The organism is Nitratireductor luteus, from assembly GCF_026162365.1.
GTDB lineage: Bacteria > Pseudomonadota > Alphaproteobacteria > Rhizobiales > Rhizobiaceae > Chelativorans > Chelativorans luteus.
The window spans coordinates 71,808-95,519 of sequence record NZ_JAOANW010000018.1 but is presented as its reverse complement, the minus strand read 5'-3'; the positions used below and the strand labels follow the sequence as shown (position 1 = coordinate 95,519).

The window sequence follows — 23,712 nt, the reverse complement described above, 5'->3', positions numbered from 1 at the left end:
AAATGTGGAATATATCTATCGCTTATACTGAGGCTGACGGACAGAACAACTTCTTCTGAGGTGCGGAAAAGCGGCCCCAAGCCAAAGAGAACGCGATTTACGCACTGCGAAAATACTGAGATGAGACCTGTGCTGCAGTAACCGTGTTTCGCACTCATCTCTATGCTTCCGCGCTGAAAGAACGGAAGCATCCAGAGTATGGGTTTGGTATCCGCCACGCTCGCTTCGCTCACCCGAGCAGTTTCCTTATCTGTTTTTACGGCTGCGGTCGACAGACTCTCCAGTGTCAAATGGACCTTGCAGTCGATACGCGAACTTTCCGAAACGCGAGGCTGCCTGGTTAATGGATTGCAAATTGAGTCCTTGACCTTTAACTCGTGCAAAGAAGAAGTCGCGCTGACAGGCGGCAAAATGTTTGTAGGCCACAACCCCTTTCTCGTCGCGCTCTCGGTGGTGATTGCGATACTGGGGGGATATACAGGGTTCGGTCTTGCGGCCCGCGTGCGCGACACTGGCAGTGCCGGTCGCAGGTTGTTGCTTGCCGGAGCCGCATTCTTCCTTGCGGTCGGCGTCTGGACTATGCATTTCGTCGGCATGTTGGCAGCACCAATCCCGCTCGACGCCACCTACCTTATCCTGCCGACGATCATATCCTTTCTAATCTGCGCCCTGGTTATGGGTGTGTCGCTGTTCTTCGTCTCGCTCGACGAGCCATCGAATTTGCGCATCGTCGCTTCGGCGCTGCTGCTCGGCCTCGGCATCGTATCGATGCACTATGTCGGCATCCATGGCCTTGCTGGCGCCTTTCATCTCGAGCATCAGCACACCATGATGCTGGCGGCCGCTGTGATCGCTGTAGGGACCGCCTATGGCGGTCTGCGCATCTTTCTGGCTCGCCATGACGGCATGCGGCTGGCTCTTAGTGCGGCCGCCTTCGGTATCGCTGTCTCCGGCATGCACTATACCGCCATGTACGAAATGCGCTTTCTGCCTGGGCCTCCCCTCCGCACGGCGAACGGCTTGGCTGCTTCGCCAGAGGTGCTGGCCGTGATCGTATCGCTATTGTGTTTCATAATCATCTTCGGCTTCCTGCTGTTCCTCGTGCCCGAGCCACAGTCACGCGCTTTGATGTCGGCATCCGCCCATGAAACCGATACCGATGCCTTCGATACGACCCAGATGTCGAGGTCCGACCGAAACGGCTTCGGTTCCGCCAGAGCACAAACACCTTTGCCTACGGGTATGGCCCCCGTGACACGGTTGCCTGTTGAGGGCGCCGATGGAACCCATTTCGTTGAGGTCGGCCGAATCCGCAGCATCAGGGCTAACTCCCATTATACATTGATTCACGATGGTAGTCGGGAACGCATGTGTCCATGGGCGATCTCGCATGCTGAGGCGCATCTCGATCCCGCTACGTTCATGCGCGTCCACCGCAGCCATATCGTGTCCATCCGATATGTCTCACTGATCCGCAAGGAGGGCGATAGTGCCGTGGTTGAACTGGATGGCGAGGTGCCGCATCTGGTTCCAGTCAGCCGCGTCAGGATTGCCGAACTCAGGGCTCGGCTGGGGCTTATCAGGCGCAGCGTCTAATCCAACTCTCGGCACATGGGTCAGGACAGCTGACGTAGTTCGTGCAGTCAGACCGCATTTCGTGCAAAATCCATTCCTTCGTGCCGCGGGATCCGTCGTCGCCTTGCCAGCATTGGCAAGCAGGAACAGCTTGCTGCCGCACAATCTCCTGCGGCGCGGAGTCGCCAAAGATCCGGTTCTGGGGGGAGGGCTGTGGGAGCGACATGATCCAAGGCCTTTTACTGACCGTTGGGCGACGCCCTGCTCGAGTCATTCAAGCTGCTCGTCGATCTCGGCGAGGGGTGCGACCGCTCGACAACGGGCACGGCCTGATCCCATGATGAAGGTGGGGCTCGCCGTGCCCGCACATCGGATCGACCCGCACAGCGTTCAAGAGCTGAAAGGCATTAGCTGCGGCATCCAATGTGTCGTCAACGGCGCCATGGTCACGCAGCGCGAGTTGCAGGCATACAAAGGGACTGCAGCTCAGCCGATGGTCGATGCTGGGAGGGAGACGTGTTAGATCATCTCGATTTGCTTGACGAACGACATGTTACGATTATTCAGGAAGCGATCGCGGAAGGTCGCATTGGCTTTACCATCCAGGGCATTCATGCCATCCGCGATCGGAGCCAGCTGCTTTACGGTGAGTGCTTACCTCGCCTGACCGGGCAAGATGGCACGGAGCATCCCGACGTCGCGTTTGTTCCCGCGCTGGAAGCCTTGGGAGAAGCTCCGGTCCTCGACCGGCATATGCTCAAGCTCGTTCTGGATAAGCTTGAGTCCGATTCCCTGGCAGTTTTGGGATGTAACATCTCACCCGACAATTTGTCCGACCCCGCGAATTGGGCCCATATTCGCGACCAGATTGCCGCTCGTTCTCAATTGGCCCCGCGTCTTGTCCTCAAGATCGCACCTAATGTGCCCTTCCCCGATATCGCCCTGGCGGGTGATTTACTTTCCGAGGCAAGAGATTTTGGTTGCCGAATCGCAATCGATGACAACGGCTGCGGGTATGCTACCCTTCTTCGCCTGTGGGATATCAAGGCCGATTTCGTCAAGATCGATGGGTTGTTTGCGCCCGGCCCGTTCCGCTGTCATGCTGATATGGATGCTCTCTCGCTTCTGATCGGCCGACCGGCGCTTGCAGCCCCCGTCGTCGTGGTTGAGGGTATCGAAACGGTCGAGCAATGGGAGGCCACGAGATTGGCCGGAGCAAACACGCATTTGGGGCTGTCATCTCTCGACGCCTGCCTTCAGCCAATCCGCAAAACGGATCCCCCCGAGAAGTTCGGATCGCCCGGGCGCGCGGGAGCGAGGGAGTAATGCCGCCATTGTCCGATTTCTCATAATGGAGCTCTGATACTTGCGGTTCGACCTGGGGCTACGTCCGCTCCTGGCGAACTTGGCACCTACTACACACGCTGTGCCTGCCCTAGTTCAGACCGGATGTTTGAGGCATCGCGAACTGATCGTGTTCCTGATCAATGATTTTTCCTGCGGCCTCGTGTGCGTGGTCCGGCGTTTTTGCATGAGCTGGCGCCTCGCAGGATCATTCCCCTTTAAGCCTTGCAGAGATATGCACGGGGTGTCGGATAGGGTCGAATGCCGTACCTGCTGCATAGTAGAGCAGGAAGGAGCCGACAACATACGGCGTTATCACGTCCACTTCCACAAGTGAGCGGACAAGCAACATCACGCCGAGACCGAACATCAGTTGCGCGCGGGGATCATGTCGACCGCTGAGCAAAGTCATTGTGTGTCCGGCGATCGCTCCCAAGAGAAGGAAGAGAAGCAGGGCGAGGCCCGCCGCTCCCAATTCGACGAGCGTCTCGACATAGGTGTTGTGAAAGTGGAAGCCCGTTCGCGAGGTGATGTAGAATTCTTCCCAGAGCCGTTCAGCTTCAGCAAATCCGTGCACCCAATAAGCTTGATAGCCTCTTCCCAGCACCAGGTTTTCGCGCGCGGCGGCCATGCCTTCCGACCAGAGATAAGTACGGCCGGTCAAGGTTGCATCCTTTCCGAACGCGCCCAGAGCCGCGTCGAACATGCCGTACTGCAGAGCGGCAAGCAGGCCGAACAGCGCAAGAACGCCACCGGCGGTGAGCAGGAGCTTGCGCGGTGCAGGCGCAAACAGCTGCAGCGCCCGCATGGCAACACTGGCTGCAAACGCAATCGTGACGGTGATGATGGATGTGGCCGATTGCGAGGCGAGCAGGCTGTGGGCTGACAAGGCGGCAACGAGCAGCGCAAGGATCGCGTTCAGCGCGCGCTCGCCCAGCAAAACAAGGGCAGCGAAGGCCAGATAGATGCCGAGGGAGGCGAAGAAGCCGAGCTGGTTCTTTGAGGAGAAGGCGCCGACGAAGCTGTACGCGCCGTCAATCGGATCATAGTGGTAGCCGCCGACAGCAAGCGAATAGGCGAGGACGAGCGCTACGCCGGCCAATCCGCCGAGCGTCAGGGTGCGCGCGCTCACACTGCGGGCTGCAATAAGGGCGCAGGCGATATGGGTGATGTACTGCACACCGGCTCGCGCCGTCGTTCCCGGGGCGGCCGACCAAAGGGTGGAAAGGAGCGCGAAGACGCCGAAGGCGACGATCCAGGAAAGCTGCATGCCCCCCCTGAGGTAGCGCTGCGGATCGATGAGGAGTAGAGGCAGCCAAAGAGCGTAGTAGATGAGAATCGGCAGTTGGCCGAAGCGCGTTGAGTACGCGAAAACGAAAAATGAAACGGCGACGGCAACGAAACCGTACGGAAAGTTCCGGTCGGGGCTGACAAACAGGTCGGCAGGGATCTTCATTCGCCGTTGCGCGGCAAGCCGCACCTACTGAACGGATGGCGGAACGATGTCCACCTTGACGACATCACCCGGACGGACCGCCGTGTTCTCGTCGGCGTCAATTTCCCGCGTCTCCTCGCCGACGGTGCGAACGATGAGGTAGCTCACCTCGGCAGCGGTCTTGTCCATGCGTATGGCCACTTCGGGAGCCAGAGAAGCCGCTTCGGCCATAAGGCCGCGGTACATTGCGATTTGCAGGTTCAGCGCTTCGATCTGGGCTTCGGTTTCTTGCAATTGCTGGGCGATCTCGCTCTTGCGGTCGTCGAGCAGCGTCGCGGCATCGCGCTGCGCGCGGTTGATGTCCTGCCTGGCTCGCAGTTCGGCGGTTTCCATGTCCAGAACCTTGCCTTCCAGCTCTGCAATCGAGCCTTCAAGGCCGAGCAGACGCTGGTTGACGACAAGGCCACGCTCGGAAAGGCCGCCGATGCCCTCGAGCTCCTTGTTCAGGAGCTGAATCTGACGGTTCTGCGTCGCGATCTTCTTGCCCAGGGACTCGATTTCGCTGGCGAGCAGGTTTTTCAGGTCGTCAAGCGCAGAAAGTTCACGTTCCAGATGCTCCTTGCGTGTCTGCATGTAAGTCGTTTCATTGGCGATCAACCTCTTCCCGTCGGCGCTTCCGGCGAGCTCTTCGGGAATATCGATCTCCGCATCGCCCTCCGCTTCGGCCAAAAGCCGGGCGCGGCGCGCAATAAGCCGGTTGCGCTCCGCGGCCATAACCTCGTGATTGCCATGCGCATTGATGTAGTCCCGCTCAACCCGCAAGCCCTCATTCGACGCACGCCGCAAACCGCCTGCCAAACTGATTGCCTTCAGCACCGTGAGCCCCGGGTCGTAGGGATATTTGCCGGGGGTCTGGATATCGCCGGAAATGAAGACAGGGCGGAACTCGGCCACCTCGACCGACGCATCGGGCCGGCTGAGCAAGCCGAGCGTCTGCTGTAACTGGTCGCCGATCGCGGTTGCGATCTGGGCAGTTGTCTTGCCGGCTGAAGGAAGTTCGCCGATGAACGGCATCGATATGGACCCCGACGGACCAACGGTGTAGTCGCCGCTGATTGACGACCATTCGCGAACGGACGCATCCGCCGTCTGCCATTCCGCGACTCTGACGCGTACCTTGTCCATCGGGCCGAGCAGATAGTCTTCAGCTTCCGCGTTCGCGGGGATCAGGAGCATCGCAACGGCCACGGCCAGCATTGAAAGAAACCAAGATCGAAGGAAGAGGGCGGAGTGCTTCGATGCGCTCCCTGTTCCACGGAAATTCGCAGGAGGTGACATGATTTCAATAGCTCCCGCGCGAGGAAATGACTGCGGGCAGGGTCTTGATGATGATCAGCAGGTCGGAAACGAACGACCAGTTTTCGACATAGTACCGGTCGAAGTCCACGCGCCTTGCATAGGAGACATCATTGCGTCCGCTGATCTGCCACAGTCCCGTTATACCTGGGCGCGCCTGTAGATAGTAGATTACCGCCGCACCATAAAGATCCAGTTCTTCGTGGACCACCGGGCGGGGACCAACGAAGCTCATTTCGCCGCGCAAGACATTGAAGAGCTGCGGAAGCTCGTCCAGGCTCAGCTTGCGCAGCACCATGCCCACGCGTGTTACACGCGGATCACGTTGCAGTTTTCGCGTGGCATTCCATTCTGCCAGGGCCGCAGGATTCTGACTCAGATGAGCAGCGAGCACCGTGGAGCCGTTCTCGACCATCGTGCGAAATTTTATACATTTGAACGTGCTGCCGTGTCGTCCGATGCGCGGATGGGCGTAAAAGACGCAACCGCCATCGGAGAGTCTTATGAGCAGAGCCAGCATGATGAGCAGTGGACTTAGCAAGAGGATCGCCACCAGGGCGGCGGCGATATCGAAACCGCGTTTGAACACGCCTCCGAGAGCAGGCTGTCCTTGGGCATGGTAAAGGATTCCACCGGGCAGTTCGACCGATCTTGTCACTTGCTTCATGTGCGTCTCCCAGCCAATGGCAATCGGTGTGAGGCAAAATGCTGCAATGCAGCACGATAACCCTGTGTTTAAGCAAAACACACGATGAAAATTTGAAGAGAGCGCCAGATTATCATCATAATATATGACGAAGTGATACACGTTTTGCAAAGTATGAATTGTCGGGTCTAGCAGAAGTAAAACTTGTGACGCACAAAACTTGCTGAAGTCCACGGTAGAGTGTACAGTGTAAAAATTTGCTATATTATATAATAGTTATATGATATGAATAGGATGTTGCTTTGACAAATGTTCGCCTCAAGTCGATATGGTCACGCTGTCGTATTGTTGTTCCGTCAGCTCGTACAGCAGGACGCGCAACGGGACTGAAACAGGCTGCAGGAGCCGAGGAAAGAGTCCGGCGTGTTGCTTCGGTCTCCTTGGCTCATTATATAATAAAGCCAAAGGCGTCTTGTATTTGCGCCGCTTTGACGGTTGGTCATTTGTCGGCAATGCCGGAGACGGCAAGAAGGTAGGGCGCACTGTGGGGAGGATGCCGAAATGATCTGTCCGACAGGCAAATGCGCCAGGCGTAAACAGGACTAGCCATGTCTTTCCCGCTTTTCCTGCGCGGCATGCTACTCACTCTCACCGTGTTTGCAATCACGACATATATCGTTACGCAATCCTGGTGGCTGACGCTGATCTCGACACTGGCTTGCGCCGTGATCATCCAGATCGGCTATTTTGCAACCATTCTGGTCATGATCTGGGGGCCCAGCCGAGGCGAACAAGGCCACGACCAGCCGGCCGAAGGCGAGAAAAAGCAGGCTTCCATGGAGAATGGAAAAGCCCTCGGGGGCACAGATGAGGTCCCCGGCGTGAGACGAACTTCGCAACTGTAGATCGCCCCAAGGGGCCTGCCTGAACAGTATTGCACCGATCAATTCTGACACTGCGGCATATCTGTGCCGCCTTGCAATCCAACTCTTCTGAGTGCAGCCTTCTCATACTTTCTGGGAGGAGCCGATCAATACGTCGTGTCGCGCCTGATGGGCGCGGCCATCGTCCGTCAACGTTCGTCGATACGAGGTTGAAGTGGGATCATCGACTCCGGAAATGGTGTGCGTGATTATCGCCGCCAGGAATGCCTCCGGCACGATTACGCGTGCCATCACTTCTGCGTTGCGCATGGTGCAGGTGAGCGAGGTCGTCGTTGTCGACGACGGGTCGAGCGACGACACTGCAATGGTCGCGCGTCGTTCCGACGACGGTACCGGCCGGTTGGATGTCCTGCGTCTTCCTCGAAACCATGGTCCTGCCTTTGCACGCAATCATGCGATCGCCAACTCCACGGCACCTCTGATCGCCATACTCGATGCGGACGATTTTTTCCTGGCGGGCCGCTTTGAAACACTGCTCGACGGCGACGACTGGGATTTCGTGGCCGACAACATCATGTTCATAGATACCAGTGGCGGCGATCCCGACGTGCCGGGCTTTGCGCCGGAGCCCTATTTTCTCGATCTGCGCGCCTTCATCGAGGGCAACATAGCCAGACGCGGCATACGCCGTGGCGAGATCGGATTCCTGAAGCCGGTGATGCGTCGCGCGTTCCTCGAACGCCACAGCCTGCGCTATAGCGAGCAGCTGCGGCTCGGCGAAGACTATGACTTCTATGCACGCGCGCTCGTAAAGGGCGCCCGCTACAAGGTCGTCCGCACCTGCGGCTACGGCGCCGTCGTCCGGCCCGACTCGTTGAGCGGGCGTCACCGCACGGAAGATCTGAAACGCCTTTGGGAAGCCAGCGAAGTGCTGGCTCGGTCGCCCTCGCTGCCGCCGGGCGCAAGGGAGCTTTTTAGGCGCCACGCTCACCACGTTCGCGCGCGCTACGAGCTGCGGCGATTTCTGGACGTCAAGGCGGCGTCGGGGCTGTACGCCGCGGTATTGGATGCCGGCAGGCGTCCGATGTCTCTCCCGAGCATTGCCGGTGGCATTCTTGCCGATAAGGCTGAAGGATTTCTGCGCCGGCGCAAGAACCCGCAGCCGGCTTTAGGGCCGCCCGAGGTACAGCGCTGTCTGCTTCCGGCGCGTTTGGCGGCGCCGGATTGAGCGGATCGATACGCAGCGCGGTGGGGCAATGTGAAACGGAGTGCATTTCATGACAATTCAGTTGCCGCAACACATCTCCAGCGGTCGCTCCCATCGGGTTGCCGACTTCCTCCGCCTGACCGGCCAGCAGGCCCGTCTCGCACTCGATCCCCATTACCAGCCTGACCCTGTCTTCGTGCTGGGCACGGGAAGATCGGGCACCCACTGGGTCGCCTGGATCCTGGAACCGCATGCGGCGCTACATACGCTCATCGAGAAGCCTCCGATCTTCAGGTGGGTCACCGAGATGGCCATCGATCCGGCGGCGGAGGGGCGGCTTCTGCCTGATCTGTTGCGGCGCTACCGGCTCGAAGCGGCAAGCGCACGGCCGAGGCGGCTTCTCGACAAGAGCCACCCCAATATCTGGCTTGCCGAAAAGCTTGCCGAAGCCTTCCCGGCGGCCCGCTTCATCGGCGTGCTGCGTGACGTATTCGGGACGGTGGCAAGCAGCCTGCGCCACGAAGGCGTCCGCTATTGGGTGGAAAACTGGAACGCGTATCCGGTTCCCAACCGTTTTTTGGGCATCAACGAGGAAAACCGCGACGCCTACGCGCGGATGTCGCTCGCCGGCCGCAGCGCCGTCAGGTGGCACACACATCTCCGCCGGCTCGATGAGTTGGAGACCGTGCTGGGCGATCGGATGATCCGCATGCGCTATCACGAGCTCCAGACCAATACGACGCGGGAGCTCTCGCGATTGCAGGAGTTCCTGGAACTGGAGGAGCCGATCCCGCAGCCGAAGGTCAACTCGGATTCCCTCAACCGCTGGAGAAAAGATCTCTCTGAACGGCAGATTGCAGAGATTCGCTCTGTGGTCGGAGAGGATTTCGACAGAAGCTGATGGACAAGGACCCTGCGCGCCTCACCCGGAAGGAAACCTCCATGCCACTGTTTGATTTTCGCGCCCGCAATCCGCAGCGCGATCGCGACACGGACCTCGGCCGTCTCGACAGACTGCTCCAACTGCTCCGCCAGTTGAGGACCGAAGTGGAAACCGAGCGTAGCGGTCTCGCGATGCGCTACGAAAAGGCGCAACTTTCCGCTGCCTTTGCGCTCGAAGCGTTTGAGAACGGAGGCAGCCAGGACCTCTCCTCGAAAGCGGATGATCTGGCGCTGTCGATGCGCCGCTATCACATCCGCATTGTCGCGCTCGAGGAGCAGATCGCTTTCGTGGATCGCGCCGAGGCGGAAGCGAAAGCCTTCTACGACGCGCTTATGGAGCCCGGTTCAAGACAGGGGAGGAAAGACGACAATTCAATCTCAAATAATGTTGCTCCGACTGCACATGATTGATTGCCAATTGAGCCGGCAGTGGAGCCTTCGCCTCATTGTGAGCGGAATATGAGCCACCTTCGGCCCGACCGGAAGCAGTGACAGCCTCTGCCAAAGATATGAAATCGGTTGAACGGGAGTACGTGACATTGCGGAAGTCGGCTAATCGTAAACTTCTTCTGCCGCTCGCGCTTCTATGCGTGGTGGGGGCCGTCGGTGCATCGCATGCCCAGCAGGGTGGCGCCTCTTTCGTGGAGGAGTTCGATCGCATCGATGGGAGCCGCTGGTACATATCGGACGGCTGGGCGAATGGAGCGCACCAGAACTGCACATGGTCGAAAGATCAGGTGACGGCTTCCGACGGCATCCTGCGGCTTGGCTTTACCGAACGCAGCACCGGGGACCGCGACTATGCGTGCGGCGAGATACAGACCAATACGCGTTTCAGCTACGGCACCTACGAAGCCCGCATCCAGGCGGTGGCTGGCTCCGGCATGAATACCGGCTTCTTCACCTATATTGGGCCCGCACACGGGCAGCCCTGGGATGAGATCGACTTCGAATTCCTGGGCAAGGATCCCTCAAAAGTGCAGCTCAATCAGTATGTTTCGGGCAAAGGCGGCAACGAGAAGCTCGTGCCCGTGCCAGGCGGTGCGCACGAAAGCTTCAACGACTACGCCTTCGTCTGGGAGAAGGACCGCATCCGCTGGTTCATCAATGGTGAGCTGGTGCATGAGGTGAACGATCCTGACCTCGTTCCAAGCCAAGCGTCCAAAATCTATCTGAGCCTGTGGGCGAGCGACAACATGGAATCCTGGCTGGGCCCCTTTGAACAGGCGGAAGGCACTCTTTCGGCGCAAGTGGAACGCGTGGCCTTCACGGCGTTGGGTGATGCCTGCCAGTTTCCGGAGTCGGTCGCATGCACGCTGGATTAAGGCTGCAGACGGTCGCGGCGCGCACCTTTGTTGCTGCGGTGCGGCATATGATGTTGCGCTGCAATATCATCTCGGATAGCTTTCCCGGCGGGGGCGCATTGCGGTGATATCGTCCATGCTGCACGCGCTGTATCTTGTGCACGACCTATCGGACCCTGCGACCCGGCGGCGTACGGCCATGCTGCAGGCCGGCGGTGCCGAGGTGACCCTCGCGGGATTCCGTCGCAGCCACGAGCCCACAGCCGAGATCGCGGGCCGTACCCCAATCGACCTTGGCATCACGCGTGACGGCAGGTTTGCCCAGAGGCTGGCGGCGATTGCCCGTGCAAATCTGGCGCTCGGCGCAAAGTTCAAGGACATCCGCAAGCCCGACGTGATCATCGCGCGCAATCTGGAGATGCTGGTTTTCGCCAGACGTCTGTACGCGCAATTCGGAGGCGACATTCCGATCGTCTACGAATGTCTTGACATCCACCGGCTTCTGCTCAGGCAGGACGGGATCGGCGCTGCCATGCGCATGGCCGAGCGGAGGCTCGGTCATGCCGCAGCACTCTTGATCACGAGTTCGCCGGCCTTTCTGCGCGAGTATTTCGGGCCGCGCGGGCAGGTGGACGCTCCGGTTCTCCTGCTTGAAAACAAGGTTCTGGAACTCACCCCGGTACCGGCTGCACCGGCACCAAATGCGCCACAACATGGCGAGACCTGGAAGATCGGCTGGTTCGGTGCACTGCGGTGCCGACGCTCGCTTGCACTTTTGTCGGCCTTCACGCGGCGCATGCAGGGCCGGTTCGAAATTGTCCTGCGCGGCCGGCCCGCCTATTCGGAATTCGAGGATTTCGAGGCGACCGTCGCTGCCGAGCCGCATATGCGGTTCGAAGGACCGTATCGCAATCCGGACGATCTCGCCGCGATCTATGGCGCCGTGCACTTTGCCTGGGCCATCGATTTCTTTGAGGAAGGGCTGAACTCCAAATGGCTGTTGCCGAACCGGCTTTATGAGGGATGCCGTCATGGCGTGGTGCCGATCGCCATGGCAGGCACGGAAACCGGCCGGTTTCTCGACGGACACGGCATTGGTCTGTCGCTTTCGGAGCCTTCCGCCGAGGCGCTCGCCGCGTTGCTTGACACCCTGGACGCGGCAGCCTTCGCGCAACATCACGCTCGCGTTGCGGCAAAACCCGACGACACCTGGGTCTGCGGCCTTGAAGGGTGCCGCGCTTTGGTAACGAGGCTTGCGGGCCTAAAGCGAGCGAAGGCCGCAGATGCATTGTTGGAGGCTGCAGCATGAATTGTGAAGCACCGATAATAGTAAGCAAAGCCGAGCCTGCCACGCGGCTTCGCGCCATGGTGGTCATCCCTTGCTTGAACGAAGCAGCACATATCGGGCGCCTCATCGAGAGATTGGACGGCGCGGCGATCCGGCAGGATATGAGGATTATCGTCGCCGATGGCGGCAGCACCGACGGCACGCTCGACATCCTCGCCCGCATCGCCAGGGAAAATCCGCGTGTCGTCATTCTCCGCAACCGGCGAAAGCTCCAGGGCGCAGCCATCAACCTTGCCGTTCGGGAACTTGGTGATGCTGTCGACTGCGTGATCCGCGTCGATGCCCATGCCGACTATCCGGACGATTTTTGCGATCGTCTGATCGAGGAGGCCGCAGCGACGGGGGCCGATTCGGTCGTCGTCTCGATGATCACCGAGGGCCGCAGCCTGTTCCAGCGGGCAGCAGCGATGGCGCAGAACTCCAAGCTCGGGAATGGCGGGTCGAAGCACCGCGAAGGAGCGAAAGGACAGTGGGTCGACCACGGCCATCACGCGCTTATGCGCATCGAGCCCTTCCGCGCCGTCGGCGGCTATGACGAGACCTTCGGCCACAATGAAGATGCCGAACTGGATCACCGCCTGCGCACGGCCGGCTACCGTATCTGGCTGACCGGCAAGACCCGGATGATCTACTACCCGCGCGATACGGTTACCGGCCTTTTCCGCCAATATCTGAACTACGGGCAGGGACGCGCCCGCAACATCCTCAAGCACCGCGCCATGCCGAAGCTGCGGCAGACCCTGCCGGCCATGATCCTGCCCCTCGCCGCCGGCGCATTGCTTGCCCTGTTCCGCTGGTGGGCGGCCGTACCGTTTTCTCTGTGGGTCGTGATCTGCCTCGGCTACGGCGTGGTGCTCGGCATCGGGCATCGCGATCCGCGGGCGTTTCTTGCCAGCATTGCTATCATGGTCATGCATTTCGCTTGGTCCGTCGGTTTCTGGCTGCAGATGCTTAATCCCCGCAGGCGAGGGAAGCGGTCGCCATGAGTACCGCATCCGCCACGCCGCCTTCGTCGCGGCTCATCGACATCTGCGTCTGCACGTTTCGCCGGCCTGCGCTAGCGGACGCGCTGGCGACCATTGCGGCGCTCGAAGTGCCGCCCGGCGCGCGGTTGCGGGTGATCGTGGCGGATAATGATGTGGAGCCGAGCGCGCGCAGCATCGTCGACATGGTAGCGGGCAATTTCCAGCATGAGCTGACCTATCTCCATGCGCCGGCGCGAAATATTTCCATCGCCCGCAATGCCTGTCTCGATGCGGGCAGGGGAGACTTCCTGGCCTTTGTCGATGACGACGAGACCGTCACGCGCTCATGGCTGAGGCATCTTCTGGAAACGGCGCTGGCAACGGGCGCGGATGCGGTGCTCGGCCCGGTCAGAGCCATCTACCATCCCGGCGCGCCGGGCTGGATGCCGCGGGCGGACAGCCATTCGACATTTCCCGTCTGGGTGAACGGCGAAATCCCCACGGGCTATACGTGCAATGTCCTTTTGAAGTCTTCTTCGCCGATCGTGGAGGGCCGGCGCTTCGACCTGTCACTGGGGCGCTCTGGCGGCGAGGACACGGATTTCTTCACGCGGCTGCACGAGGCCGGCGGCTTGATCGCCTATGCGCCCGAAGCCTGGGTCGAGGAGATCGTGCCGCAGGCCCGCGCACGGTTGTCCTGGCTGGCCAAACGCCGCTTTCGCATGGGTCAGACCCATGGGCGGCTTCTGGCCGAGAGATCGTCGGGACGAAAGTTGGCCTCCCGTGCAGGTCTGGCAGGCCTGAAGGCCGGGTATAGCTTTGCCGCCGCCGCCGTCCTTTGTCCGTTTCCGGCTCGGCGGAACCCATCGATCCTGCGCGGCATCATGCATGTCGGCGTCATAGCCGGCCTGTTCGGGCTCCGGGAGATTAGCCAGTATGGCAGCGTTCCGGCAGCAGCGGAGCAACGCAATGCAGCCTGAGGTGAGCGTCGTCATAGCCGCATTCAATGCCGAAGCAACGCTTGCCGAGGCGATCCGCAGTGCGCTCGATCAGCGGAGCATCGCCGTCGAAGTGATCGTCGTGGATGACGCGTCCCGCGACAGCACGGCCGCAATCGCACGTGCGTTTTCCAAGCAGACGGTCAGGCTCGTCGAGCTTGCCCAGAATCGAGGCCCTGGCGGTGCGCGCAATGCCGGTTTCGAGCAGGCACGGGGGCGCTGGATCGCCGTCCTGGATTCCGATGATGCGATGCAGCCCGACAGGCTTGCCCGCCTGGTTGATCGGGCGAAGCGCGAAAGCGCTCAGATCGTGGTCGACAATCTTTTCGTGGCAGGGCCGGAAGAGTGCCGCAAAACAATGTTTTCCGTGCGACACCTGGAGAAACTCGGACACCTCACGCTCGCCGGCTTCATCCGCTCAAACCGGATCTTCGAAACGAAATACAATTTCGGCTATATGAAACCGCTCTTCGAACGCGCCTTCGTGGAGGCGCATGCCCTTCGTTACGACGAGGATCTGCGCATCGGTGAGGACTTTCTGTTCCTGGCGGCGGCACTCGCCAAGGGTGCGCTCTGTACGGTCGAGCCGCAGCCGGGCTATCTCTACAACGTTCGGAACGGTTCCATTTCCCGCGTTCTCGACGCGCGGCATGTAGCGGCCATGCTCGCCGCCGATGCCGGCTTCGAACGGGAGCATGACCTCGATCCGGCGGCACGTCAGGCACTGTGGGCGCGCCGCCGCAGCCTTCGGCAGGCCCAATCCTTCCTCTCGGTCGTTCAGCACTTGAAGGAAAAGGCACTTTTGAAAGCGGCACGGGCCGCCGTTCGCGATCCCGCGGCGCTACGTCACCTGCGCATGCCAATCAGCGCAAGGCTGCGCCGGATGATGGCGCACTGAACCGGGGGCAACATCCATGGGCACGGGGAATTCCAACGTCAACGGAGAGAAGACCCAATGCGGAAAGTAAGAAAAGCGGTGATCCCTGTGGCGGGATTGGGCACGCGGTTCCTGCCGGCGACTAAATCCATGCCGAAGGAGATGCTCACAATCGTCGACCGTCCGGTCATCCAGTATGCAGTCGACGAAGCGCTGGAAGCTGGCATCGATCACATCATCTTTGTCACCGGACGCAACAAGGAGGCCATCGAGGACTATTTCGATATCCAGCCCGAACTCAACGATACGCTGAGGAGGGCCGGCAAATCGAAACAGCTTGCCGAGCTCGATAAGCTGCAGCTGCCTCCAGGCGCCGTGAGCCTTACGCGACAGCAATCGCCCGACGGGCTGGGGCACGCAGTCTGGTGCGCGCGCGATCTGGTGGGCCACGAGCCGTTCGCCGTCCTGCTGCCCGACATGGTTTCCCACGGGCGACGAGGATGCCTCGCCGGCGCGATGGATCTCTACGCAGAGACCGGAGGCAATGTGATTTCGGTCGAGGAATGCGATCCTGCCCAGACTCATAAATATGGCATCGTCGGCAAAGGAAGGGCCGTCGGGACCGGGTTCGAGGTCACCGAAATGGTGGAGAAGCCGGAGCCGGCAGTCGCACCATCCAACAGCTACATCAACGGCCGCTACATCCTTCAGCCGGAAATCTTCGCGCTCCTGGGCAACCAGCAGCGGGGCGCAGGCAACGAAATCCAGCTCACCGACGCGATGCACCGCCTGATGGAGGTGCAGAAGTTCTACGCCGCGCCTTTCGACGGCCGGATGTTCGATTGCGGTTCGAAGGATGGTTTCATCCAGGCAAACGTGGCTTTCGCACTGGCCCGCGCGGACATTCGCGATCTCGTGCTCGAACCGATCACCGAAATGGTGATGGCAAAGGAAATCCGCAGCAACGCGGCTTGAACACCGCATCTCGGTGGCGAGCCGCTGAGCAGCGCAAAGCGGGTGCTTGATGGATCAGAGAAGACGGCAATTGGACAGCAATCTGTTTCGGCGAGATGAACCGACGGAGAAGTTCATCGACCTGGAAGCCCTGCTCGCCGCCTTGTGGCGGCGCGCTTGGCTCATCGCGCTGTTCGTTGCGCTCGGGCTGGCGCTTGGGGCGGCCTATCTTATCGTCACCCCGCCCGTCTACACGGCCGCTACCCGCATTCTGATCGATGAGCAACTGGCGAAGTTCACGCAGGAGGAGCCGCCGGTATCAAGCAGCATCCGGATCGATTCCATGATCCTGAGCGAAGTGGAGATCCTCAAATCCGCGCGCCTTGCCCGCACCGTCGTCCTTGCCGAGGGCCTGCACGAGAACGAGGCCTTCCTCAACCCGCCTCAGGCTCCGGTGGCGTGGCTGAAGTCCAGGGTGAAAGCCGCGCTGAGCGTTTTCGGGCCATTCAGGCCGCAGCAGAGTGAGGAGGCAGCCATCGGCAAGGCCACCGCACTTCTCCAGCAGGGGATGTCCGCCGAACGGGTCGGGCGCAGTTTCGTTCTCGAAGTATCGTTCAGATCCAACGACCCGTTACTCGCCGGATCGATCACGCGGGCGTATGCGGATGCCTATCTCTCCGATCAGCTCGAAGCCAACTTCGACGCCACCCAACGCGCGATGGTATGGCTGCAGGGGCGGCTTGATGAATTGCAGCAAAGCTCACAGGCCGCCGCGCTCGAAGTCGAGAGATACCGGGCCGAAAACGGGCTGACGGCGACCAGTGGCGAGCTGATTTCGGAACAGCAATTATCCGATTTGAACAGCCAGCTCATCCTAGCGCGGGCCGAGACCGCAAATGCCCGCGCCCGTTACGAGCAATACAAGTCCATTATTGAGCGCGGTGGCGAGAATGCGGTCCGCAACGCCGCGATCCCGCCGGATCAACCGAACAGCGAACTCATCAACGAGCTGAAGTCGCGCTACCTTACGATCAGCAGCCGTGCCAAAGACATCGAGGAGCGCTTTGGCGAGGATCATCCCCAGGCCGTCAATCTGCGCCGGGAAGTGTCCGAGCTGGAGCGGCAGATATTCCGCGAACTCGAACAGCTCACCGAATCCTACCGCAACGAATACACAGTGGCTCGTGCCCGCGAGGAATCGCTGCGCGGCAATGTTGGGACCATGGCCGACGAAAGCTCGGTGACAGGCAGGGCCCTGGTCAAATTGCGCGAGCTTGAGCAGAGGTCCACGACCCTCGCGAACCTCTACCAGACTTATCTGGCACGCTACGAGGAGGCGTCGCAGCAGCGCTCGCTGCCGATCGCCAAGGCACGCGTGATCTCCGAAGCCGAAAACCCGGTCGGACCTTCCAGTCCAAAAAAGACCATGGTGCTCGCCCTGTCGCTTGTTCTGGGGCTGTTTGCTGGCGGCGGTACGGCCGCCTTGCAGGAATTCCGGGAGCGCTTCTTCCGCACCGGCGAAGACGTCAAGGCAGCCCTGGGCCTCAAATTTCTTGGGTATCTCCCGCGACTTGAACAACCGGCGCAAGCTGCGGGAAGAAAACCCCACGAGGGCAAGTCATCGAACGACAAGGCAATCGCCCTTTCGTCGAACATGCTGCGCGTCACCAAGGATGCGCCCGGATCGTCCTTCGCCGAAACCATGCGCAATGCGCGGCTTTCGGCCGATCTTCTGCTGCAGGGAACGAGCAGCAAGGTGATCGGCTTTGTCTCGGTCCTCCCGGATGAGGGTAAGACCACAGTCGCGGCAAACTTCGCCTGCCTCGCCGCTGCTAGCGGGGTCAAGACGTTGCTGATTGACGGCGACTTGCGCAATCGCGGCCTGAGCCGCGGGATTTCGGGAAAACCAGATGGAGGGCTTGTCGAGGCGATCATGGGCGAGAAGCACTGGCCCAATTATGTGCGTGTCGACCGCAGCACGCAGTTGGCCATTCTGCCGGCCAGCAGCAAGCATTTCGCGCATACGAGCGAGCTGCTTTCGAGCCCGGGCATGCAGCGTTTCATTGAGGAGGCGCGCCGGATGTTCACCTATATCGTCGTGGACCTGCCGCCGCTGGGGCCGGTGATCGACGCCAAGGCATTCGAGCCGATGGCCGATGGCTTCATCGTCGTGGCTGAGTGGGGCGTCACCCCACGTGCGCTGCTGCGTTCCACACTGGAGTCGGAGCGCGGGATTGCCTCGAAGACCATCGGAGTGATCCTCAACAAGGCCAATATGAAGAAGCTTGCACGCTACGCTGCGCCAGGCGGGGCGGAATCTTACTTGGGCCGGTATGCCGCCTATTACGGGGAGCGCGTCTGATGAGCATCCTCGTGGGATGCCGAAGGATGGGTTTGCAGAAGGCGGCCCGCGCCGCGCCAGATGCGCACAGCCGTAAGCGGCCCTCCGCAATAGGCGCCGGTGTCGATGTTGAGCCGTCTTCCTTCGAGCCGCGGCTTCGAGACCGGGGTGTGGCCATGTATCACAATCCGCTTGAGCAGATGCGCGCGCTCGTAGAAGGCGGAACGAATGGAGACCAGTTGGCCGTCCGTTTGGCGGTCAAGCGGAACGTCCGGCCGGAATCCGGCATGCACGAGGATCAGTTCAGGCGTCTCGACCAGCACCGGCAAGGTCCGGAGGAAGGCTATATGCGCGCGCGGTATCGTCTTGCGGATGATCGCATCGATCTGGCTCGTTTCGCCGTATACCTGCGACAGGCGGACGGGATCGATGCCGTAGGACAGCAGCGTGGCGTCAGCGCCGAATTCCAACCACTGCGAGAGATCACAACGCCCTTCGAGGTAGGCGAGCATGAGTGCCTCGTGGTTGCCTGCAAGACAGATGCGCTCAAAGCCTTCCGGCGGCTGTTCATTGAGATGGTCGAGCACCTGCGAGGAGGCGGGGCCCCGGTCGACATAGTCGCCCAGCATGACGATCAGCTTCCGCCCGGGCAGCACGTCCGCATCCAGCGCGATCTTTGCCTCCAGCTCCAAGAGCTGTTCGAGGCAGCCATGCACATCGCCGATTGCATAGATCGGCATGTCCGGCTCATTCAGCCGCAGCCTCGGACGCTGCTCGGGCGAGGCTCGGCTGCCCAACCCAAAAAGGCCGGCAAGTCTCTTCATCAACATCGGCTCCCTCTGGAAGTTGATCTCTTATCCCATGGGCGCTCAAAGGGCGACCGGTCGGAGGCCTCATGCACCAGCGCCTGACCGACGCGGCACCGAACGGAAAGGACGAGATTCCCCGCTATCAGCATAAGGTCGGGCGTTCCGCCGTCGCGTTCCGTGGAGTGTTCTGGTACGCAGTCAGCCTCCTGGTCCCCGCCGCCGTCAATTTCGCTGTCTTCCTCATCACCTCGCGCGTGCTTTCTCCGGAAGATTTCGGCGTCGTCGCGCTCGCAGTGACGATCTCCATGCTGGCAGTGGCCCTCGGGCCCGTGGGCTTTGGTGAGGCGCTGGTGCAGCGGGCAAGCCTGCGTGCCGATCACCTGGATACGGTCTTCTGGTTGTGCATTTCCTTTGCCGCCCTGGTGGCAGCGCTCATGTATGCCGGCTCGCAGGAGATTGCGAGATTGTTCGGCTCGAGCATGCTCGGCATCCTGATACCCATCTTCGCGCTGAAAACGGTCCTCGAACTGGCAAGCGTGGTGCCCAATGCGCTGATCGTGCGTTCCATGCGGTTCCATCTGGTGGCGTTGCGCACGCTGATCGCGACATTGATTTCCGCCGCCATCGCAATCGCCGTCGTGCTGGCAGGATACGGCCTCTGGGCGCTGGTCTTCGCGCAGCTCGCCGCTTCGTTCGTAAAGGCAGTCACAACCTTCTGGACCTCGGGCTGGCGGCCGTCGGGCCTGCCTCGGCTGCAGGCGCTCCGGGAGCTTGCACGTTATGGCTTCTTCGCCTGCGGCAATGAAATCGTTCAGTTTCTGGGCTCGCGCGCCGACCAGGCGCTGATAGGCCTCGTCCTTGGGGTGCGTCCCGTTGGTCTTTACAATTTCTCCAGACGCATCTTCTCGATGGTCAACGACGTCGTGTCGGGCGCGCTCGGGACCGTCTCGCATCCAATGTTCTCCGAAGTCCAGCACCAGCCGGACAAGGTCAGGCACGGATTCCTCGTGTCGACGTTCCTTTCATCGGTCGTATCCTTCCCGATCTTTGCGGGTATCGCCCTTGTCGCCGACCGGGCCATACCGCTGCTTTTCGGCGATCAATGGATCGAAGCGCTGCAGCCGCTGCGTCTTCTTTGCGCTCTGGGCATAATCAGCTGCATCGGTACCCTGCAATCTTCCCTCATCAAGAGCCGCGGCAAGGCGGAGTGGTGGTTCTACTATCAGCTTGTCTCGAGCCTTCTAAATCTGGCGCTCGTCATCGTCTTCGCACAATACGGCATCACGGCGATGCTGGCCGCCATGGTCGCCAAGACCTATCTCGTCTGGCCAGTGGCCGTCACCATGACACTCCGACTGCTCGACATGCGCCTTGCAGCCTATGCGCGCCAGTTCGCGGCTCCGCTGGCGGCCGTCGTCGTCATGGGCGCGGCCGTTCTTCTGGCCAGGGAATTTACGGGGACACTCGCTCCCGCCATCGGAATCGCTGCGGATGTTGCGGTCGGCGCGGCGACCTACGTGATGGCGCTATTGGCTTTTGCCTCGCGGCGGATTCTCGACCTCGGAGGTACAGTTCTTTCAGCGGCGAGGGCACGATGAACAGAAAGCAATCGGGTGAAGAAACATGAGCAGGGTCGCCGTCATCATTCCCTTCTATCAGCAGGAAAAGGGCATCTTGAGCCGGGCGCTCGATTCAATCGCCGCGCAGACCTACGACGACATCGAGGTGATCGTGGTCGACGATTCGAGTCCGCTCTCGCCGGTGGAGGAAATCGCCGCCCGGCCGATGACCGAACGCGACCGGATCACCGTGATACGCCAGTCGAATGGCGGACCCGGCAAGGCGCGCAACACAGCCCTTGATGCTGTTCCGTCATCGGCGGACTATGCCGCCTTTCTCGATTCGGACGATCGCTGGGAGCCTGAGCACATCGCGACAGCCGTTTCGGGGCTGGATGCCGGCTTCGACCTGTTTTTCGCCGACTACACCTGGCCGCGCGGAAAGACGACGCGGCTGAAGGAGACAGGCCTGGCGGAGAGCGGCGAACCTATAATGCCCGGCAGCAAGGTCATGGCCTTTACCGGCGATTTCTTCGAGAGCATCCTGTCGTCATGGCCGGTCCATCTTTCTGCGACCGTCATCAAGGTCGCAACCCTCGGCCATATCCGTTTTGACGAGCGTCTGAGGTTCTCCTCGGAAGATATGTACTATCTCCTGCAGTGTGCGGGTGCGTCCGACCGCGTTTGCTACAGCCCACAGCTCGGCGTTCGCCTGGATGACGGCTTGAACATGTTCAGGCGGCAGGCCGTGGGTTCCTTCGAGTTCTCCCGCTCACGCCTCGCGAACGCCTATTTTCACCGGCTCATAGAACCCGATGTGACCGCCCGCGGTAAGGCGTTGCGCACGATCAATCGCCGCCTTCTGCGGACGAACTACCGTGATTTTCTCCGCTCTGAGGCCAAGTCCCTGCTTCTTCAGGGACGCCTGCATTTTGCGCTCTACGGGGAGTTTCTGAAGATCCTGAGCGGCTCCGGGACCGCGATGCGGCCGGCCCCGCCGAGAGCATCATGGGTATGATGATGACGGCTTGCCTTCAATCGAACGCGACAATGCGCAGGAGGTCTGCATGAAGCTCACCTATTTCCAATGCAACATCCCAAATTTCGGCGACGACCTCAATGCCTATGTCTGGCCCCGGCTTCTGGATGACGGCTTCTTCGACGACGATGAGCGCGAGCTCTTCGTGGGCATCGGCTCGATCATCTACGACAACTATCCGCAGAAGGCGGTCAAGATTGTCGCCGGCTCGGGTTACGGCGGCTACACGCCTCCCCCTGACGCGCATGACGGATCCTGGGAATTTGCCTTCGTGAGGGGCCCGCGCACGGCCGACATACTGAAGATCCCAAGCGATAGGGTCGTTACCGACGGCGCCGTACTTTTGCGCGCGTTGGACCTTCCGCCGGCATCTGCCGAAACTCCTGTCGTCTTCATTCCGCATTTCCAGAGCCTCGATCGCGGCAACTGGCGGGAGGTCTGTGCGATCGCAGGAATCCGCTTCGTCGATCCGTCTAGCGACGTCGAGACCGTGTTGAGCCAGATACGGGGCGCGCGCATGGTCATTACCGAATCCATGCATGGTGCGATCGTGGCCGACGCTCTGCGCACGCCGTGGGTGGCGGTCAAGCCCATCGCGAAGGCACACCGCTTTAAGTGGGTGGACTGGGCTGAATCGCTGGACATACCGTTCCGGGCGCATAGCCTTTTCCCCTCCACAACGCGTGAGGCCTGGTCGGCGCTTTCCGGCGCGCAGGGAACAGGCCGCAGAAGCCGGGCGTTTGACAACTCGGCCGTGGCTATTCCCTTCAACCTGGCTTTGAAGCATGCCGCCGCCCGGGCCCTGCAGAGGCTTGCCAAACAGGAACCGCAACTGAGCGCCGACACGACAATCGCGCGCGCCACCGAACGGGCGGTCGCCGCCGTGGAAGCAGTCAGGCTGCGGCATCTCAAGGCGCTGAAGGCCGCCCAGACGGTGTCGCGATGAACACCGACCCAATCAAAGTCACGGTCATCGTTCCGTTCTATCAGCGCGAGACGGGCATATTGCAGCGCGCGATCAAGTCAGCCTTGGCACAGAGCCTGCGGCCTGGTGTGGAACTGAACATCCTTGTCGTTGACGATGGGTCACCCTTGTCGGCCAAGGACGAACTGGCGACGCTGACTGTACCCTCTCGGCACGAACTGCGTATCGTCTCACAGCCGAACGGCGGCCCCGGCGCAGCGCGAAACAAGGCACTTGGCCTTCTCAGCCCTGAAACGACGAAATACGTCGCGTTTTTGGATTCCGACGACGAGTGGCAGCCATATCACATCAGCACTGCGCTAAGTGCACTCGACGGGGGGCATGACTTCTACTTCTGCGATCATTTTCGCTATGACAGTGAACAAAGCTGGCTCGAACGGTCTGTGGTCGCCCGCGGATGGAAGAGCGGAACACGCGAGCCTGCGCCGGTACCCCTGGACCGATGGGAAGATATCTTCAGCCTTGCATCGCAACCGGCCTTCGACGCCTTCGTCGAGGAGTATCTCAGCCAGACCTCCACAGTTGTCTACCGCTTCGACCGACACCCGACCTTGCGCTTCGACACCGATTTGCGCAGCGCCGGCGAAGACCACATGTTCTGGCTCTCCCTGGCCCGAAAGAGCAGCTCGGTGGCTTTTTCGACGCGGAAGAACGTTCTGTGCGGGCGGGGCGTCAATATCTATTTCTCTGCCTTAGACTGGGATAGCCCCGATGCAGTCGCCCGCAATGGCTATCTGCTGATCTTCCGGCTGAAGTTGCGACAGATGGGGCTTACTTCAAGCCAAGCTGCCAAGATCGATGTGCAAATCGCCGAAGATGGCAAGACCTTGGCCTATCTGCTGGCACGCAACGTCGCCAAGGGCCGCACGCCGGACTGGCATGTGCTGTCACAGGTGTTCAAGGTCTCGTTGCCACAGGCAGTCGGTCTGCCCCTACGCCTCCTGCCGATGCTCTCGAAGCGGGAACGCAATAGGATAGCCGCAAAGCGCCAGAGCGCTTAACTGCGGCAGCCAATCGAATTCATCGGTTGGAGACATGGCTTCGCGGGCTTCTTAAGAATGGAGCTCAAAGGTTGCCAGAAGCCGCACATTCCGTGCACGTGTCAAAATCAAATGGAATTGTGACAGTGGCCGTCATGATCGAC

21 protein-coding genes are annotated in these 23,712 nt (G+C 60.6%); 17 read left to right on the top strand and 4 right to left on the bottom strand.

Translation table 11 applies throughout. From position 1 onward, the window contains the following. Positions 1-411: 411 nt before the first annotated feature. Entirely contained in the window at positions 412-1,596 is a 1,185-nt protein-coding gene (locus tag N1058_RS21585) for an MHYT domain-containing protein (protein ID WP_265519673.1), read from the top strand. Between the two features lie 495 nt (positions 1,597-2,091). Next, entirely contained in the window at positions 2,092-2,901 is an 810-nt protein-coding gene (locus tag N1058_RS21580) for an EAL domain-containing protein (protein WP_265519667.1), read from the top strand. Between the two features lie 226 nt (positions 2,902-3,127). Here the strand turns inward: N1058_RS21580 and N1058_RS21575 are convergent, their stop codons facing one another. The 3 genes from N1058_RS21575 to N1058_RS21565 form a co-directional block, all read right to left on the bottom strand. Next, positions 3,128-4,375: an O-antigen ligase family protein gene (locus N1058_RS21575; RefSeq protein WP_265519666.1), complete on the bottom strand. Its 1,248-nt coding sequence runs from the start codon at positions 4,373-4,375 to the stop codon at positions 3,128-3,130. A 24-nt stretch (positions 4,376-4,399) separates the two neighbouring features. Next, complete coding sequence (locus N1058_RS21570; protein WP_265519665.1) at positions 4,400-5,611, bottom strand: polysaccharide biosynthesis/export family protein; 1,212 nt, start codon at positions 5,609-5,611, stop codon at positions 4,400-4,402. A gap of 85 nt (positions 5,612-5,696) precedes the next feature. Next, a complete protein-coding gene (locus N1058_RS21565) occupies positions 5,697-6,377 on the bottom strand; it encodes a sugar transferase (protein ID WP_265519664.1) in 681 nt (226 codons plus the stop codon). A 587-nt stretch (positions 6,378-6,964) separates the two neighbouring features. On the opposite strand from N1058_RS21565, the gene N1058_RS21560 reads away from it, so the two are divergent. From N1058_RS21560 to N1058_RS21510, 11 genes are all read left to right on the top strand, one after another. Continuing rightward, positions 6,965-7,261, top strand: coding sequence for an exopolysaccharide production repressor protein (locus N1058_RS21560; RefSeq protein ID WP_265519663.1), 297 nt, complete (start codon positions 6,965-6,967; stop codon positions 7,259-7,261). A gap of 214 nt (positions 7,262-7,475) precedes the next feature. Then, positions 7,476-8,468: a glycosyltransferase family 2 protein gene (locus N1058_RS21555; RefSeq protein ID WP_274709376.1), complete on the top strand. Its 993-nt coding sequence runs from the start codon at positions 7,476-7,478 to the stop codon at positions 8,466-8,468. A gap of 49 nt (positions 8,469-8,517) precedes the next feature. After that, on the top strand, positions 8,518-9,348 hold the full coding sequence (locus N1058_RS21550; protein WP_265519661.1) for a sulfotransferase family protein: 831 nt from the start codon (positions 8,518-8,520) through the stop codon (positions 9,346-9,348). Between the two features lie 41 nt (positions 9,349-9,389). Then, positions 9,390-9,800: a hypothetical protein gene (locus tag N1058_RS21545; protein ID WP_265519660.1), complete on the top strand. Its 411-nt coding sequence runs from the start codon at positions 9,390-9,392 to the stop codon at positions 9,798-9,800. Positions 9,801-9,922: 122 nt separating this feature from the next. Further along, the gene (gene exoK, locus N1058_RS21540) at positions 9,923-10,714 is read left to right on the top strand and encodes an endo-1,3-1,4-beta-glycanase ExoK (RefSeq protein WP_265519659.1); all 792 of its coding nucleotides are present in this window, start codon (positions 9,923-9,925) and stop codon (positions 10,712-10,714) included. Positions 10,715-10,829: 115 nt separating this feature from the next. Continuing rightward, the gene (locus tag N1058_RS21535; RefSeq protein ID WP_265519658.1) at positions 10,830-12,002 is read left to right on the top strand and encodes a glycosyltransferase family protein; all 1,173 of its coding nucleotides are present in this window, start codon (positions 10,830-10,832) and stop codon (positions 12,000-12,002) included. Beyond that, complete coding sequence (locus N1058_RS21530; RefSeq protein ID WP_265519657.1) at positions 11,999-13,027, top strand: glycosyltransferase family 2 protein; 1,029 nt, start codon at positions 11,999-12,001, stop codon at positions 13,025-13,027. Before N1058_RS21535 ends, N1058_RS21530 begins: the two co-directional genes overlap by 4 nt. After that, the gene (locus N1058_RS21525) at positions 13,024-13,986 is read left to right on the top strand and encodes a glycosyltransferase family 2 protein (RefSeq protein WP_265519656.1); all 963 of its coding nucleotides are present in this window, start codon (positions 13,024-13,026) and stop codon (positions 13,984-13,986) included. The genes N1058_RS21530 and N1058_RS21525 overlap by 4 nt, the downstream gene beginning before the upstream one ends. Further along, the gene (locus N1058_RS21520; protein ID WP_265519655.1) at positions 13,976-14,902 is read left to right on the top strand and encodes a glycosyltransferase family 2 protein; all 927 of its coding nucleotides are present in this window, start codon (positions 13,976-13,978) and stop codon (positions 14,900-14,902) included. Before N1058_RS21525 ends, N1058_RS21520 begins: the two co-directional genes overlap by 11 nt. 57 nt (positions 14,903-14,959) lie before the next feature. Beyond that, complete coding sequence (locus tag N1058_RS21515; RefSeq protein WP_265519654.1) at positions 14,960-15,856, top strand: UTP--glucose-1-phosphate uridylyltransferase; 897 nt, start codon at positions 14,960-14,962, stop codon at positions 15,854-15,856. 70 nt (positions 15,857-15,926) lie between these two features. After that, positions 15,927-18,197, top strand: coding sequence for a Wzz/FepE/Etk N-terminal domain-containing protein (locus N1058_RS21510; protein ID WP_338040715.1), 2,271 nt, complete (start codon positions 15,927-15,929; stop codon positions 18,195-18,197). Here the strand turns inward: N1058_RS21510 and N1058_RS21505 are convergent. Beyond that, complete coding sequence (locus tag N1058_RS21505) at positions 18,179-19,000, bottom strand: metallophosphoesterase (RefSeq protein ID WP_265519652.1); 822 nt, start codon at positions 18,998-19,000, stop codon at positions 18,179-18,181. The genes N1058_RS21510 and N1058_RS21505 overlap by 19 nt on opposite strands. 71 nt (positions 19,001-19,071) lie before the next feature. Here N1058_RS21505 and N1058_RS21500 point away from each other — a divergent pair, with 71 nt between their 5' ends. Genes N1058_RS21500 through N1058_RS21485 form a run of 4 tightly spaced genes read left to right on the top strand, consistent with a single transcriptional unit; the run spans position 19,072 to position 23,569 of the window. Then, entirely contained in the window at positions 19,072-20,583 is a 1,512-nt protein-coding gene (locus N1058_RS21500) for a lipopolysaccharide biosynthesis protein (protein WP_265519651.1), read from the top strand. 25 nt (positions 20,584-20,608) lie between these two features. Next, positions 20,609-21,562, top strand: a complete 954-nt coding sequence (locus tag N1058_RS21495) for a glycosyltransferase family 2 protein (protein ID WP_265519650.1) — start codon at positions 20,609-20,611, stop codon at positions 21,560-21,562. A 49-nt stretch (positions 21,563-21,611) separates the two neighbouring features. Continuing rightward, positions 21,612-22,529: a polysaccharide pyruvyl transferase family protein gene (locus N1058_RS21490; RefSeq protein ID WP_265519649.1), complete on the top strand. Its 918-nt coding sequence runs from the start codon at positions 21,612-21,614 to the stop codon at positions 22,527-22,529. Continuing rightward, positions 22,526-23,569 carry a glycosyltransferase family 2 protein gene (locus tag N1058_RS21485; RefSeq protein ID WP_265519648.1) on the top strand — a complete coding sequence of 348 codons (1,044 nt, stop codon included), beginning with the start codon at positions 22,526-22,528 and terminating at the stop codon, positions 23,567-23,569. Before N1058_RS21490 ends, N1058_RS21485 begins: the two co-directional genes overlap by 4 nt. Positions 23,570-23,712: the final 143 nt, after the last annotated feature.

What these genes read in the sequence shown, in the direction of transcription:
- N1058_RS21525 (WP_265519656.1), top strand. Translation starts at nt 13,024, where the DNA reads ATGAGTACCGCATCCGCCACGCCGCCTTCGTCGCGGCTCATCGACATC.
- N1058_RS21555 (WP_274709376.1), top strand. Translation starts at nt 7,476, where the DNA reads ATGGTGTGCGTGATTATCGCCGCCAGGAATGCCTCCGGCACGATTACG.
- N1058_RS21495 (WP_265519650.1), top strand. Translation starts at nt 20,609, where the DNA reads ATGAGCAGGGTCGCCGTCATCATTCCCTTCTATCAGCAGGAAAAGGGC.
- N1058_RS21520 (WP_265519655.1), top strand. Translation starts at nt 13,976, where the DNA reads ATGCAGCCTGAGGTGAGCGTCGTCATAGCCGCATTCAATGCCGAAGCA.
- N1058_RS21570 (WP_265519665.1), bottom strand. Translation starts at nt 5,611, where the DNA reads ATGCTGGCCGTGGCCGTTGCGATGCTCCTGATCCCCGCGAACGCGGAA.
- N1058_RS21515 (WP_265519654.1), top strand. Translation starts at nt 14,960, where the DNA reads ATGCGGAAAGTAAGAAAAGCGGTGATCCCTGTGGCGGGATTGGGCACG.
- N1058_RS21545 (WP_265519660.1), top strand. Translation starts at nt 9,390, where the DNA reads ATGCCACTGTTTGATTTTCGCGCCCGCAATCCGCAGCGCGATCGCGAC.
- N1058_RS21500 (WP_265519651.1), top strand. Translation starts at nt 19,072, where the DNA reads ATGCACCAGCGCCTGACCGACGCGGCACCGAACGGAAAGGACGAGATT.
- N1058_RS21535 (WP_265519658.1), top strand. Translation starts at nt 10,830, where the DNA reads ATGCTGCACGCGCTGTATCTTGTGCACGACCTATCGGACCCTGCGACC.
- N1058_RS21490 (WP_265519649.1), top strand. Translation starts at nt 21,612, where the DNA reads ATGAAGCTCACCTATTTCCAATGCAACATCCCAAATTTCGGCGACGAC.
- N1058_RS21505 (WP_265519652.1), bottom strand. Translation starts at nt 19,000, where the DNA reads ATGAAGAGACTTGCCGGCCTTTTTGGGTTGGGCAGCCGAGCCTCGCCC.
- N1058_RS21585 (WP_265519673.1), top strand. Translation starts at nt 412, where the DNA reads ATGTTTGTAGGCCACAACCCCTTTCTCGTCGCGCTCTCGGTGGTGATT.
- N1058_RS21550 (WP_265519661.1), top strand. Translation starts at nt 8,518, where the DNA reads ATGACAATTCAGTTGCCGCAACACATCTCCAGCGGTCGCTCCCATCGG.
- N1058_RS21485 (WP_265519648.1), top strand. Translation starts at nt 22,526, where the DNA reads ATGAACACCGACCCAATCAAAGTCACGGTCATCGTTCCGTTCTATCAG.
- N1058_RS21565 (WP_265519664.1), bottom strand. Translation starts at nt 6,377, where the DNA reads ATGAAGCAAGTGACAAGATCGGTCGAACTGCCCGGTGGAATCCTTTAC.
- N1058_RS21575 (WP_265519666.1), bottom strand. Translation starts at nt 4,375, where the DNA reads ATGAAGATCCCTGCCGACCTGTTTGTCAGCCCCGACCGGAACTTTCCG.
- N1058_RS21560 (WP_265519663.1), top strand. Translation starts at nt 6,965, where the DNA reads ATGTCTTTCCCGCTTTTCCTGCGCGGCATGCTACTCACTCTCACCGTG.
- N1058_RS21530 (WP_265519657.1), top strand. Translation starts at nt 11,999, where the DNA reads ATGAATTGTGAAGCACCGATAATAGTAAGCAAAGCCGAGCCTGCCACG.